We start from the raw sequence: 15,438 nt of genomic DNA, 5'->3' as shown, positions 1-15,438 counted from the left end.
TTATGTATGCAAAAATAATAATACTATCCTTTTATAGTAATACTACTATATCCCTGCCCATTTCTGGTGAGCATTACCTGTGTCGCAATTCGTTCTTTTAAAGAATCAACATGACTAATAATTCCGATGGTTTTCGACGATTCTGCCTGTAATTTTTCCAAAGTATCCAGCGTTTGATCCAAAGTTTCAGGGTCTAGCGTTCCAAAACCTTCATCTATGAACAGGCTATTGATCTCTACATTTTTAGAAGCCAGATCAGATAAAGCAAGCGCCATCGATAAACTTAAAATAAAAGTTTCCCCTCCAGAAAGGGTTTTTACAGAGCGTCGTTGCCCGCCCATATGCTCATCGATTGCCACCAAACCATCATCTTCTTCATCTAATGGTTTATCGATCACATAACGATCACTAAGATCGGCCAGGCGTTTGTTGGCTAAAGCAATAAGTTGCGTTAAAGTAAGATCCTGCGCAAATTCATTGAATTTTCTTCCCGTTGCATCGCCAATAAGTTCATTTAATAATCGCCAGCGCTTAATTTTTTGTTCTTTTTCGGCAATTCCAGCTCTAATTTTTTCCAGTTTTTGCAGGTTCTCTTTCTGGTTTTCCAATTGTCTGTAAAGCGCTTTACAGGTCTCATTAATTTCATTTAACTCCTGGCGCTTTTTGCCGAGTTGCTCTTGCAATTCGGTTGAGGTTTCTACGATATCCAGCTTTTGCTTTTCCTCTAATTGCTTTTGCAGCAACTTAAATGATGTATTAAGTTCAGATAATTTTTGCTGAAGTTTTTCTCGCTGCTCCCTAAGCTGCAAATAGTCTCTTTCTGGCAATAAATTTTCCAACGCCTGTTGCAAACTTTCGTAGCCTTTTTCTATTAAAACCGAAGAAAGCTCTTGCTCCAAATTCGATAATTCTGAAGCTAATTTTTGAAGCCTACTTTTCAAATTTTCCAGCTGCTCATCCAAGGATTTTTTCTCCTGCCGTAAAGTGGTAAACTGGCGATGATATAATCGGTTTTTATCGCCAATATCATCACCTTTATATAAATTCTCCTGTTCAGCCTTTAATTTAAAAGCATCACGCAGTAATTCCTGTGCTTTTTGTTGATCTGGAATCGTATTTTGGGCAATTTGCAGCTGTTTTTCCTCTTTTTCCCATTTTTCGATTATATCTATTTGAGCGTTTAGCGTCGCAATGTTCTGTTCCCAGGCTTCTTCAGATGCAAAATCAAAATCTTTGAATGTATTTTTAAAAGTTGCTCTTTTTTCTTCCAAAGTTGTCTTCCATTGTTGCTCTTCGTTTTCCAGCCTTTTTAATTGCTGTTGAAAACTCTCAAAATTCGCCTGAATTTTAGCCAAAATCGATGAATTTGCCTGAAATTCTTTTTGTAGCAATTCAATTTTTTGTTCCAGATCATTGTCTTTTTCAGGTGCATGATCTGCAAAAGGATGATGTTTGGCGCCACAAAGCGGGCAGGGCTCATTATCAATTAAATTATGACGTAAATCTTCTAATCTTGCCTCGAGTAACTGATTTTTTTGCTGTAATTGTAAATTTTCGAGGTCTTTTTGCTGAAATTTTACTTTAGTATCTACCTCTTTTATTTGCTGCGGAAGCGTTTCGCTTTGTTTTTCGATATTGGTTTTTTCTGAAGCGATTCTTTTTAATTCATTGTCGGCTTGATCGATCTTCTCATTCGCTTTTTGCGCGGCACGTGTTTTTTCGGTTTGTTCTTTTAGCTGAAACTTTAATGCTTCAGTATCGCTTAGATCGAAATTCGATAATTCAGCCTCATAATTTTTTATACGATTAGCAGCCGAATTCCCAATCGCTTGTAATTGTTTGATATTTTCATCTGGATTCTTACTGAAATTGATTGGTAGATCGGCAGTTTTCAGTTTAAATTCATCCATCAGTTTTTTATATTCTCGGCCTTTTTCTTTTCGTTCTTCTTCAAATTGCTGAATATTCTCAGTAAATTCATTCAGCTTAATTTCAAATTCATTTACTGAAACTTCCGTTTTTACCAATTGCGAAACTTCAATAAGTAATCCTGAAAATGCCTGCTTATTTTGCCCAATCTTAGCTTCTATTCCAGCGATTTCTTTCGCGACTCCGGCTTCGTTTTCTATGCCTTGTTTCCAGTTTCGCAGATCACCAGCATGTTCTTGTAAGTTTTCGTGAGCACTGAGTGATTTACCGTTATGCTCTTTGAATTGTTTTAAGCTTTCTTCAGCCTGCGTTTTTTCCGAAGCAATCTTGGTGATATTTTCTTGCTGATTTTTAATTTCCTGCTTCAGCTCAACGAATTTTGTTAGACGCTGAATCTCTTTTTCCAATGGCTCGCTGGCGGCTTGCTGTGCTGCGTAGTTTTTGGAAATTTCAGCATGATCGTCGTCATTCAGCAATGATTTTTGAATGATTTCGATTTCCTGTTGCTGCTGTAAAATTTCTTTACCAGCTTCTTTATTCTTTTCGTACGCTTTTTTACCAAGTTCGCGGTAAATTCCCGTTCCGGTGATTTTTTCTAATAATTCGCCACGCTCTGCTTTATTGACTTTTAAAAACTGCGCAAATTCACCCTGAGCCAGCAAAACCGCTTTGATAAACTGATTATAATTTAAACCGATCAAAGCCTCATTCTTCGCCGGAACTTGTGATTTCTTGAGGTCAATCAAGGAATTAGTAGCTAAATCTGCGATTTCCATTTCGTAATCTCGAAGATTGTCTTTAGAATTTGTTTCGATCGACCATCTTGAAGCATAATTTCCCGACTTGCAACTGTAAGTGACCTGGGCAAAAGCTTCTTTTTGATTACGGGTAAGAATCGCACCTTTTGCGATAATTTCGTTTTTGGTGATTTTCCCCAATCTTGGCACGTGGTTAAAAAGTGCCAGGCAAATCACATCTAAAATCGTACTTTTTCCACTTCCGGTTGGGCCGGTGATGGCAAAAAGAGAACTGGCAGAAAATGGTTTATCGGTAAAATCGATTAGCTGCGGCCCGCGAAGCGAATTGATATTTTCGAATTCAATTTTTAATATTTTCATGCTAGTTGGCAGAGTTTTCAGATTGGTGAATTTCTTCTAAAATTTCGTTGAAAGCGCTCCAAATTTCATTTTTGGTATCTTCTTCATAATCGTGTGCGCTAACTAATTCAGCAAAAACATCGGTGGGTTTTAGATCTTCCAGCTGTTGTGATTCTGCATACAAATCGGCTGTTCCCTTCAACTTATTTTTAAATTGTGCACGCTGCTTTACAATTTCGTATCCCGCTGTTTTAAAATTATTTACCAAAACATCGAGCGCATAGATCTTTTGGGCATCATATTGTTCTTCGATCAAATCGACTTCAATTAAATAATCTAAATGATCGTGATCTTCCAGCGTATTTAATTTGAATTCAATATCGTTAAGATCTCCACTAATTTTAAGCAGTTTTCGAAAATGAGGAACGGCTACACTTTTAGGTTCCCAGGAAGTTTCAGAATCTAAAATAAGGATTCGTTTATCATCTTTACGCTCGCTAAATGAAAGCGGAATAGGGGAGCCGCTATAAAAAACCGGAATTTCTGCGGAAACGCGTTGCGGTTTATGAATGTGCCCTAAAGCAACATATTTGAAAAAATCGCCAAATTGAGAGGCATTAAAAGCGGCCTGATTCCCGATCTGGATGTCACGTTCACTCTCTGAAGTTTCGATGCCGGCAGCAAATAAATGTCCCATGGCTACAGCCGGAACTTCGGGAAATTGATTTTGGCAGATTTCAGCTGCTTTTTCAAAAGTATGCTGAATTCCGTTTCTAATCGCTTCAATTCGATCTTCGTAAGTAATACCTTCGTTCGCGCTTCGTAGATCGGCATCCCGTAAAAACGGAATAGCTGCAATTACGAGTTCTACTTTATTTTCAGCATTATAAACAGGGATTATAGTTTCCTCAAGTTTTTCGGGTAAACCACCAATAATGGTAATATCGAGTTCGCGTAAAATTTCTTTTGGTGCATCCAGCATTGCCGGCGAATCATGATTACCACCGGTAGCAATGATCTTACAATCTAGTTTTTGCAGTTTGATAAGCGACTGGTAATACTGTTTGCGCGCATCAGACGACGGATTGGCCAAATCGAAAACATCTCCCGAGATCAATAAAAGATCTATTTTCTCTTCAGAAATTATCTGGCAAAGCCAATCGATAAATAATTCAAAATCGGCAAAAAGATCATGTTTATGCAGTTTTTTACCAATGTGCCAATCGGCGGTATGAAGAATTTTCATGCTGAAATTTGGGTTTAAAGAAGAAAATTAGGCGAACAAAGGCAAAGGTATTCAAATAAAAATCCTTTTTAAATTCTACTAATTCGATTTAGCTGAAATTCATTAAAAATAATTTCAAAAATTATATTAGCGTATTTTGAACAAAACACTGAAAAGCTTGCTTTTTATCTACAAAAAAACTGTTGGTAGAATAAAAAATAAAGACTTTTTAAAAAGCTTTGATTGCTTGTAAATTAAGTTTCTTTTTTACAGAATTATAGCTTAATAACTCTGGTAAAAATAGTAGTTTTGAAGAACTGATAAAGTAAATAACTTCGTGGCACGCCATCGAGAAATGGAGAAGAAATTTTACTATTTTAAGGCGGGCTTCGTTAATAAAACCCTTTTAGGGATTAAAGAGGACGAGACAAATAAATGGAAACCAAAAGAAATTACGTAATTGATTTCGACAGTACTTTTACTCAGGTAGAAGCTTTAGATGTTTTGGGAGAAATCTCCCTGGCAGATGCAAAAGATAAGAAAGCAAAGCTTGCAGAGCTTAAATCTCTTACCGATCGTGGTATGGAGGGAAAACTTGCTTTTAGAGATTCCCTTAGGGAACGTCTTGATATTTTGGAAGCTGAAGAAAAGCATCTGGATCCTCTTATAGAAAATCTTAAAACACGTATTTCTAAATCCTTTAGACGTAACGAAGAGTTCTTTAGAGAAAACCGCGACAATATTTATATAATGTCTAACGGTTTTAAAGAATTTATTATTCCTATTGTAGCAGAACTAGGTATTAAAGCAGAGCATGTTTTTGCGAACGATTTTGTGTTTGATGAAAACCGCAAAATTGTTGGTTTTAATACAGAAAATGTGCTTAGTAGCAATAATGGAAAAGTAAAACAATTACAATCACTAGATCTACAGGGCGATGTTTATGTGATAGGTGACGGCTATACCGATTATGAAATTAAAGCAGCCGGGCTTGCCAATAAATTTTACGCCTTTACCGAAAACGTGGAACGTGATAAGGTGACTGAGAAAGCAGATCATATCACCCCAAGTTTCGATGAATTTTTATATCTCCATAAAATGAATAAAGCGATTTCGTATCCAAAAAACCGAATTAAAGTTTTACTTCTTGAAAATGTACATGCAGATGCGGTAAAAATAATGAAAGAAGAAGGCTATAATGTACAAACAGTAGCCGGTGCTTTGGACGAAGAAGAATTAAGCGAACAAATTAAAGATGTTCATGTTTTAGGAATTCGTTCTAAAACTCAATTAACTAAGAAAGTATTAGAAAATGCCAACCGTTTAATGGCTGTGGGAGCTTTTTGTATTGGTACCAATCAAATCGACCTTGAAGCCTGTTTAGATAAAGGTGTGGCAGTATTTAATGCACCATATAGTAATACAAGATCTGTTGTAGAACTTGCCATAGGAGAAATTATTTTCTTAATGCGTAACCTGCCAGATCGTATTTCAGAAATGCACAAAGGAATTTGGAACAAATCGGCTACCGGTAGTTTTGAAGTCCGCGGTAAAAAACTGGGAATCGTTGGGTATGGTAACATTGGGGCACAACTTTCTGTAATGGCAGAAAGTATGGGATTTGATGTTTACTATTATGATCTTGTAGAGCGTTTAGCTTTAGGAAATGCTACAAAATGTAGCTCTTTAGATGAGCTTTTACAAACAGTAGATATTGTAACATTCCACGTAGATGGAAGAAAGGAAAATAAAAATATTATTGGAGATCGCGAACTTTCTTTAATGAAAGACGGTTCTTATTTATTGAATTTAAGCCGTGGATCTGTAATCGATATTGAAGCTTTGCACAAGCATATTTCTTCAGGAAAAATAAAAGGAGCCGGGATAGATGTATTTCCTAAAGAGCCAAAAACAAATCAGGAAGAATTTGTTTCAAAATTAAAAGGATTACCAAACGTAATTCTTACTCCGCATATTGGAGGAAGTACAGAAGAAGCACAAGAAAATATCGGGAACTTTGTTCCGGGTAAAATCATAGAATATATAAATACGGGGGGAACCACTAATAGTGTGAATTTCCCTAATTTACAGTTGCCAAGGTTAGAAAATGCACACAGGTTAATTCATATTCACCATAATAAACCTGGTATTATTGCGCATATCAACAGGATTTTGGCAGCGAATGATATCAATGTAGTTGGGCAACATCTTAAGACCAACGAAACCATTGGTTATGTGATCACCGATATTAATAAGAAATATGATAACGATGTGATCAAAGAATTAAAAGGGATAGAAGGAACTATACGTTTTAGAGTTCTTTACTAGACTTTTCTTTTTATTATATGTGAGCAAAAAGCAGCATCGAAAGATGCTGCTTTTTAGTTTTTAAGAAAAATTGGAGTATATTTAATCGATTTAGCAAATTATTAATTTAATATCGAAAAAAATGTACTTATCTAAAATACAAGATTGTTTAATCTGGCTGGCCTTTTTTATAGGTTTAGGAAATGCCGTTAACGCTCAGAATAAATACGAGCTTAATTCTCCAGATAAAGATCTTAAAATAGCCATAGAAATTTCAGATAGTATTTACTATTCAGTTTATGCAAAAGAAGAATTATTACTTGGTAGAAGTACATTAAGCCTACAGTTAAAAAATGAAATTTTAGGAGTACAACCAAATTTTAAGAAAGTCTCAAAATCGAGCGGAACGCAAGAAAGCGCACCAATAGTACCTTTGAAGTTTTCCAGAATAAAGAAAGATTTTAAAGGAATTAGAATACATTTTGATAAAGATTATGCGGTAGAGTTTAAAGCTTTTAATGAGGGATTTGCATACCGGTTTATTTTAGATAGAAAGGACAGTTTAGCTGTTTTTAATGAGAACCTTAATATTAATTTTCCTTCAGATTATAGGCTTCATCTTCAGCAAACGCCTTCTTTTAAAACCTCTTATGAATATCCTTATACGCATTTAAAGAGCTCAGAATTTACTTCCGACGAAAACATGTCTGTTTTACCGGTTTTAATTGAAGCTGCCAATAATCATAAAATATTGATTTCAGAATCAGACCTGTCAAACTATCCGGCAATGTTTATAAAAGGTACAGGTAATGGTCTAAAGTCGATATTCCCTAAAAATCCAATCGATTTTGAGGACGAAGGTGATCGTAGCATGAAGATTTTAAAAAGAGCTGATTATATTGCTAAGATCGAAGGAAAAAGGAATTTGCCGTGGCGTTATTTTGTGATTAGCGATAAGGATACTGAAATTCTTGAAAATACAATGTCTCAAAACCTGGCAACACCAAATGTTTTAAAAGATTTTGAATGGATTAAACCTGGCCAGGTTAGTTGGGAGTGGTGGAACGGTGCTTCACCTTATAACGTAGATTTTGTTGCTGGTTTTAATGAAGAAACCTATAAGTATTTTATTGATTTTGCATCTAATTTTGATATCCCATATATCATTATGGACGAAGGTTGGGCAGCAAGTACTACAGATCCATACACCCCAAATCCTGAAATAGATTTATTTGAATTGATCGAATACGGGAAAGAACGTAATGTGAAAATTGTGTTATGGTTAACCTGGCTTACGGTAGAACATCATTTTGATTTATTTGAAAAGTTTGCCGAATGGGGAATTGCCGGAGTGAAAATCGATTTCATGGATCGTAGCGACCAATGGATGGTTAATTATTACGAGCGTGTAGCCAAGGAAGCTGCCAAACATAAGCTTTTTGTAGATTTTCACGGTTCTTTTAAACCTGCAGGTTTAGAATATAAATATCCTAACATTTTATCTTATGAAGGTGTTTTAGGGATGGAACAGATGGAACGAGCTACCCCAGATAATAGTTTGTTTTTGCCTTTTATGAGAAATGCGGTGGGTGCTATGGATTATACGCCGGGAGCAATGATAAGCATGCAACCTGAATATTATTATAGCCGAAGACCAAACTCTGCCGGAGTAGGGACAAGAGCTTATCAAATGGCTCTCTTTGTTGTTTTTGAAAGTGGTTTGCAAATGCTAGCCGATAATCCTACCAATTACATTAAAAATAAAGAATGTACAGATTTTATCACAGAGGTGCCAGTTACCTGGGATGAAACGATCGCACTCGAAGCAAAATTAGGTGAATACGCTATTGTTGCTAAGCGCAAAGGAGATAAGTGGTTTTTAGGCGGAATAGCCAATAGTGAAAAAGAAGAGCGTAGCTTTAAAATTCAATTAGACTTTTTAGAGAAAGGTGAGGAATTAGAACTGACTTCTTTTGAAGATGGCATTAACGCCAAACGGCAGGCTATGGATTATGTGAAAAAGACAAAAACTGTGAAAAAAGGAGACATCTTAGAAATTACTATCGTTAAAAATGGTGGTTGGGCTGCTAAAATAGAATAGCCAAATAAAGAATGATAAATAGAAAACAAAGCTCAGTCTAAGATGCCTGAGCTTTTGTTTCTGAGTTTTTAAAATATTTGAAATCCACTATATCTTCAGAGGTTTTCCAAAGCTTCTTAGCTTTATGTTTATCTTTTGAATTATAATCTGAATCTACAATTACCGGATGTCCTTTGTATTGTTTTCTTCCTGAAGGTCCAATGTATTCGCCTCCATTTAATGTATCATCCAAACAGGCACGTAAAATAGGAAGAGCACCTTTTTCAGCAGATTGTGAAAATAATGGCATAAGCACTGGTGATAAGAATTTTGCCCATTTAGGCAGGTTTCTCATTAGGTTTGTATTAGAAACTCCTGGGTGAGCTGCATAAGAATGCATGTCGTATCCTTTCTTCACCAGTTTTTTATCTAAATGATAAGCGAAAATTAAGCAGGCCAGTTTACTTTGCGCATAAAATTGCCTCCTATCATATCCTTTTTCTGCATTAAGATTATCAAAGTGAATATCACCCCAACGATGCGCAAGACTACTTAAACTAATTACACGAGATCTAAAGGATTTTTCTAAAACGGGAATCAATAAACCAGTAAGTAAAAAATGTCCAAAATAATTGGCTGCCATTTGTAATTCTAAACCATCTTCAGTTTTCTGAAAAGGCGTCATCATTACACCCGCGTTATTTACAAGAATATCTAGTTTGTTGTACTTTGCTTTAAAATTTTCAGCAAAAGTTCGAACAGAAGAAAGGCTGGCAAGATCTATTTCCATAAGCACTAATTTTGCTTCAGGATTACTTTTAAGGATCTTTTGCTTTGCATTTTCAGCCTTCTTAAGGTCGCGGCAAGCCATAACGACTTCAATACCAACCTGTGCAAGACCTTTTGCGGTCTCGTAACCAATACCAACGTTTGCACCGGTTATAATAGCAATTTTACCTTCTTTGTTTTTAGCTTTACTTAAAGACCAAAAGTTCATAGGGGAAATATTGTTTGAGGTTTTTGAATAAGATTTTTCGGATAAAGCACTCTAATACGTGCTATTTATTGTAGGGAATGATCGGTTATCAAATTTAAATCTGGTCAAATTATATACTTCAAATTAGTTTTTGCACAAGCAATATTCTAGGAATTTAAGAGGTGTTTAAAACACCATTTTGCTATAAATGTAAAGCTCAAAATCGACTTATTTTGTTAAATAGGATATAATTCCGAATTCAGGAATTTTTCTGGTTTCAAATTAAAGATAATTGGTTTTAACCCATTTTAAATTAGCATTATCGTTATATTAAATACCTTCTAAGTTTAATAAGATCAACTTTTCGAACCATCAGCAATGGATTAATCTTAATAAGAATTCAACAAATAATTAACTCGTTATTAGTAGATTCAAGAAATCTTATCAGCTAATTTTGTTAATCGCAATTTTATCCCTTAACCCAGGATCGATAATTTATGATGACGAAAATCTATAAGAACATTTCAATTTTAATTATTCTAATTTGCTTTTTGGTGGCCTGTAATAAAAAGGATGAACCACAGCAGCAAACTGAAATTCCTGTAACGGTACTGGATACCATTAAAGTAGATCCACCTTTGCAAAGACTGGATGTTGTATATAGTATCGATTCTTTACAAACCAAAACAGCTCTAGACAGTTTTAATAATAGGTTTAGCAGTGAACAGCGTAAGATTATTTATGCTTTAAACAGAATAGACGAGCGCAAAGTTTGGACGGGTAAAGAATTGGTAATTCCAGATAGCATAAGTACAGATTTAATGGATTATAGTCCGTTTCCCAAAGACTTAGGGATGGTAGATACTATTCCAAAACTGGTTTTAATCTCACAACGTATACAGGCTTTTGGATTATATGAAAGCGGTAAACTTATAAAATGGGGACCGGTTAGTAGTGGTAAAAAATCGACACCAACGCCTAATGGATTGCATTACGGAAATTATAAAGCTAAGCGAAAGGTAAGTTCAGTAAACGAAGACTGGATTCTTCCTTATTATTTCAATTTTATGAATTTTGAAGGAGTGGGAACGCACCAATATGCGATGCCAGGCTATCCCGCAAGCCATGCCTGTGTGCGATTATACATGGCCGATGCGCAATATATCTATGATTGGGCGAATATGTGGACGCTTAACGGAAGCACTATAAAATCTAATGGTACGCCGTTTATTGTGTATGGCGAATATGATTATGATAACAAGAAACCCTGGCTTCAATTAGCCGATAGTATAGAGAGTAATAATTTTACAGAGGATGAGATCGAGGTTTTAAGAAATCACATTAAAAACTACCTTGCCGATCCTAAAAACTTCAGTGTAGAAGAAGAACCTGAAGAGCCATTAACTTAGCCTGTTTAAGTTTGATATCTTTTCTTATCTTTCGAGGAAAAGAGATCTTATGAAATTTTCTGGGCTTTTCGCTTTCGTATTTTTACTCATCAGTTTTAGTGGTGTAGCACAAACAAATATTATGATTCGTGCCAAAGCCAAAGATGCCAAATTCATTGGAAGTTCGATTGGTGGAGCTAAGATCATTGTTAGAGATGCGCAAACTAAAGAAATTCTTGCCGAAGGAATCACCAAGGGAAGTACGGGGAATTCAGAAAAAATAATGAAGCAACCAAAAGAGCGCTATCAGGATCTTTCAGAAAATAATACCGCAGGCTTTTTAGCGAAATTAGATGTTTCTAAGCCAACTTTTATTGAAGTTGAAGCCTACGCACCGATCAATAAAAAACAGGCAACTGTAAAATCTAGCACCCAACTTTGGGTGATTCCCGGGAAAGATATTATGGGAGACGGAGTAGTTCTTGAAATTCCTGGTTTTGTAGTCGATGTTTTGAGTCCGCAAACGCATGAGCGTATTCCTGGAGAGATTTCTACGGAAATTAAAGCGAATATCGTGATGATGTGTGGTTGCCCGGTAGAAGAAGGAGGTTTATGGGATGCTAACGGATTTGAAATTAAAGCGGTAGTAGAAGCTGAAGGCTTTTTTAAAGAAGTAGAATTGAGTCAGACTGAAAAATCCAGTACATTTTCGGGAAATATCGATCTGAACAAGGGAAATTATACGATTACCGTTTATGCATTCGATCCTAAAACCGGTAATAGCGGCTTAGATAAAACCAATATTGTTATAAACTAAAATATCCTGCAAAAGCAGGATATTTTATAAGTCGAAATTATATAATTTCAACACTAATTTTTTAGAAAGTATTAGTCGATCAGTCCCATTTCTTTAATGGTTCTTACCACTCCATTTTCATTATTATCGTATTTAGTAACATAATTACTTACTTTAATAATTTCAGGATGGGCGTTTTTCATAGCGTAACTGTACTTGGCGTTTTGCATCATTTCAAGATCATTTAAATAATCCCCAAAAACCATAGTTTCTTCAGGAGAAATATTTAACTCTTTTTGTACGCCTTTAATGGCATTACCTTTATTGGCGGTATTCGACATAATGTCTATAAATATTCTAGAAGCGATTGCTACCTTAAAATCATCCTGAAATTTTTCGAATTTCGGGAATGTATTTTCTTCAACACCTTCAAAATTACAAAGTGTAACTTTTAAAACTTTATCATCTACTTTTGTAAGATCGTCTACAACTTCAAGACGTTTGTAATATTTACCAACTTCAGTAATAAATTCTTCATCATCACTTTCAGCATAAGCCGAATTTACTCCGCATAAAACCAGATTACAATTTTCAGCTTCGCGACCAAGTTTTATAAACTCGTTTGCCTGCTCGCGATCCATAGTGTTAGTATATAATTCTTTATCCTGATGAACCACATAGCTGCCATTTTCAGCAAAAAACATCATGTGGCCTTTAAGTTGCTCAAAATTTGAAACCAGATTATAATATTGCCGTCCACTTGCTACAGAAAACATAATTCCTTTATCACGCAGCTTTTTTTCTACCTCCCAGAATTCTGGATGAATATTATGCTGGTCATCCAGCAAAGTGCCATCCATATCTGTGATTATTAATTTGATCATAGAATTTTTTTAAAAGCTTAAATATAGCGGTTTCTATGGAAATCTAGGCTTGCCAACTGTTATTTTAATGTTTCCTTAAGAAGCGGTTATATTTAAAATACAGATTATTTTTATTTAAAATAAATCTTAATTAGCTTTTGAAAATGATTAGAGGTTTATACATTTGCGGCGTTATTTAAAAATAGTCTAAATAAATAGATCAGAAAAAAATGTCGCAAAAACAACTACTACTATTTTTATCCTTATTCATTTCTTCTTTAGGATTTGCTCAAAATTCAGGAACACTTAAAGGACAGGTTGTAAATAGTGTCAATCAACCCATTTTTAATGTAAACGTTGCTTTAGAAGGAACCGCTAAAGGAACAGAAACTAATCAAAACGGATTTTACGAATTACGAAATGTAAGGCCGGGAACTTATACGATCAAGTTTTCTTACGTAGGTTATAAGTCTACTGAAATTAATGTCTCTGTAGAAGGCGGAGTAATTACAGATGTAGCTCCTGTAGTTTTAATAGGAAGTGAAGAGCAGCTAGGTGAAGTTTTACTTAATGCTGAAAATAAAACAAACGAGTTTACCAAAAGCTCTAGTGCGTATGTTTCTAAATTACCACTATCCAGAATGGAAAACTCTCAGGTGTATAATTCGATCACTGCAGATCTATTACAAAGTCAGGTAGTTACCAATTTTGATGATGCATTAAAAAATGCATCCGGAATCACAAAATTATGGGAATCTACCGGTAGAGGATCAGATGGAGCAGGTTATTACTCCTTAAGAGGTTTTGCCGTACAACCAAACTTAACCAATGGTTTACCGGCTTTAACCAATGGTAGTCCAGATCCACAAAACATCGAGGCGATCGAGGTTGTTAAAGGCCCATCTGGAACTTTATTTGGAAGCTCTGTGGTTTCTTACGGTGGTTTAATTAATGTAGTAACTAAAAAACCATATAATGATTTTGGAGGTAATGTTTCGTATACTTCAGGAAGTTATGGTTTAAATAGATTAACTGCAGATGTAAATTTACCTTTAAGTGAAGGGGTGAATTTAAGAGTAAATTCGGCTTATCATACTCAGGAAAGCTTTCAGGATGCAGGATTTAGAAAATCATTTTTCTTCGCACCGTCTTTATCTTATCAGGTAAATGATCGTCTTTCTTTCTTAATTAATACTGAAATTTATCAGGTAGAAAGTACCAACCAAACCATGCTATTTTTAGATAGAGGAAATGAGTTGGCAGTAAACAATTTAGATGAATTAGGTTACGATAACAATCGTTCTTATACTTCAGATGACTTAGGAATCGAAAATCCTATGTACAGCATCCAGGCGCAGATGAATTACAAGTTATCTGATAACTGGACGTCACAAACTGCAGTTTCTCAAAGTTCAGCAAAAGCGAGAGGTTATTACTCTTATTTATATGAAGGAACGGCAAACTTTACTGGTGATAATCCTGCTTATGGAGCGGCTTTAGAAAACGGAGTGGTTTTCGCAAGACAAATGAATCACCAAAACTCTACTACACTTACTACCGATATTCAACAAAACTTCATTGGAGATTTTGAAATTGGCGAAATGAGAAATCGTGTTGTTGCTGGTTTAGATTATTACAATCGTGAAGTTAGAAATAGCGGAACAGGTTATCTTCAAAACGGATTAATTTATATTGGTGATGCCAGTGCTGCAAATGTAAATGCGAGTGTTTTTGGGATTACAGATCCTAATGCATACATCACCAATTACGATGATACCGGGATCTTATCTGAGCCAGGAGTAGATGCACTTTTCGCAAATTCAGATGTTTCTCCTTCAATTTCAAGACAGGAAATTTACAGTGCTTATGTTTCAGATATCTTTAATCCTATTGAAGCATTATCCATTATGGCAAGTTTACGTGTAGATCGTTTTGAAAGTGAAAGCAACAGCCAAACGGCATGGTCTCCAAAATTTGGTGTTGTGTATCAACCAGTATTAGATAAGCTATCGATTTTCGCTAATTATCAGGATGGTTTTAGTAACGTAGCTCCACAGGTTGGTGAAGATATGAATGGAAATTCAGTGAATTATGAATTCGATCCAGAACATGCAACGCAGTTGGAAGGTGGGGTTAAGCTTAATCTTCTAAACAACAAAGTAGCGGCTACCTTATCTTACTACGATATTCAGGTGAGAAATACAGTAATGACGATCGCTCCTATGGTTTACACTCAGGGTGGTGAATTGTACAGCCGCGGTTTTGAAGCCAGTATTACCGCATCTCCTATAAAAGGTTTAAACATTAATGCCAATTACAGCTACAACGAAAGTGAACTTACCGAAGGTACTCCTGGAGACGATTTTCTAGGTCGCCGTCCAGAAAGTGCAGGGCCACAAAACCTTGCAAATCTTTGGGCAACTTATAAATTCTCTGGAAATGCTTTAGATGGTTTTGGTGCTGGTTTTGGTGGAAACTACGGAAGCGAAAACATGATTTTTAATAGAAATATTGCGGGTACGTTTACTCTGGATGATTATACAGTTTTAAACGCTTCATTATTCTATCAAAGTGAAAAATTTGGAGTTACTCTAAAATTAAACAACTTAAACGACGAAGAATATTATAATGGATGGTCTACAATAAACCCACAAATTGGGCGAAACCTGTCGGCTAACTTCACTTATAAATTCTAAAAATATTAAACTTTATTCTAGTTAGTTTGTGTTTAAGTCGGATGCTGTTATGGTGTCCGGCTTTTCTTTTTACATTTGTTC

9 protein-coding genes are annotated in these 15,438 nt (G+C 35.4%); 5 read left to right on the top strand and 4 right to left on the bottom strand.

What is annotated here, in order from left to right; genetic code table 11:
- Positions 1 to 23 precede the first annotated feature (23 nt).
- Together IIF7_RS03355 and sbcD are read right to left on the bottom strand one after the other, a co-directional pair.
- A complete protein-coding gene (locus IIF7_RS03355) occupies positions 24 to 3,047 on the bottom strand; it encodes an AAA family ATPase (protein ID WP_084840259.1) in 3,024 nt (1,007 codons plus the stop codon).
- Position 3,048: 1 nt separating this feature from the next.
- Positions 3,049 to 4,272 carry an exonuclease subunit SbcD gene (gene sbcD / locus IIF7_RS03350; protein WP_084840258.1) on the bottom strand — a complete coding sequence of 408 codons (1,224 nt, stop codon included), beginning with the start codon at positions 4,270 to 4,272 and terminating at the stop codon, positions 3,049 to 3,051.
- A gap of 414 nt (positions 4,273 to 4,686) precedes the next feature.
- Here sbcD and serA point away from each other — a divergent pair, with 414 nt between their 5' ends.
- Together serA and IIF7_RS03340 are read left to right on the top strand one after the other, a co-directional pair.
- Positions 4,687 to 6,579 (top strand): phosphoglycerate dehydrogenase, encoded by a 1,893-nt coding sequence (serA, locus tag IIF7_RS03345; RefSeq protein ID WP_084840257.1) that lies wholly within the window; start codon positions 4,687 to 4,689, stop codon positions 6,577 to 6,579.
- 121 nt (positions 6,580 to 6,700) lie between these two features.
- Positions 6,701 to 8,659: a glycoside hydrolase family 97 protein gene (locus IIF7_RS03340; protein WP_084840256.1), complete on the top strand. Its 1,959-nt coding sequence runs from the start codon at positions 6,701 to 6,703 to the stop codon at positions 8,657 to 8,659.
- A gap of 37 nt (positions 8,660 to 8,696) precedes the next feature.
- Here IIF7_RS03340 and IIF7_RS03335 read toward each other — a convergent pair whose 3' ends face one another.
- Entirely contained in the window at positions 8,697 to 9,635 is a 939-nt protein-coding gene (locus IIF7_RS03335; RefSeq protein ID WP_084840255.1) for an oxidoreductase, read from the bottom strand.
- 476 nt (positions 9,636 to 10,111) lie between these two features.
- On the opposite strand from IIF7_RS03335, the gene IIF7_RS03330 reads away from it, so the two are divergent.
- Both IIF7_RS03330 and IIF7_RS03325 read left to right on the top strand, forming a co-directional pair.
- Complete coding sequence (locus IIF7_RS03330) at positions 10,112 to 11,023, top strand: L,D-transpeptidase (RefSeq protein WP_084840254.1); 912 nt, start codon at positions 10,112 to 10,114, stop codon at positions 11,021 to 11,023.
- Positions 11,024 to 11,072: 49 nt separating this feature from the next.
- Positions 11,073 to 11,819: a hypothetical protein gene (locus IIF7_RS03325; protein WP_084840253.1), complete on the top strand. Its 747-nt coding sequence runs from the start codon at positions 11,073 to 11,075 to the stop codon at positions 11,817 to 11,819.
- Between the two features lie 71 nt (positions 11,820 to 11,890).
- On the opposite strand, the gene IIF7_RS03320 is transcribed toward IIF7_RS03325, so the two are convergent.
- Entirely contained in the window at positions 11,891 to 12,682 is a 792-nt protein-coding gene (locus IIF7_RS03320) for a Cof-type HAD-IIB family hydrolase (RefSeq protein WP_084840252.1), read from the bottom strand.
- Positions 12,683 to 12,891: 209 nt separating this feature from the next.
- On the opposite strand from IIF7_RS03320, the gene IIF7_RS03315 reads away from it, so the two are divergent.
- The gene (locus IIF7_RS03315) at positions 12,892 to 15,357 is read left to right on the top strand and encodes a TonB-dependent receptor (protein ID WP_084840251.1); all 2,466 of its coding nucleotides are present in this window, start codon (positions 12,892 to 12,894) and stop codon (positions 15,355 to 15,357) included.
- Positions 15,358 to 15,438: the final 81 nt, after the last annotated feature.

The organism is Zunongwangia atlantica 22II14-10F7 (genome assembly GCF_002094855.1).
Lineage (GTDB): Bacteria > Bacteroidota > Bacteroidia > Flavobacteriales > Flavobacteriaceae > Zunongwangia > Zunongwangia atlantica.
The sequence above is the reverse complement of the archived record's forward strand: the minus strand, read 5'-3'. Positions and strand labels throughout refer to the sequence as shown.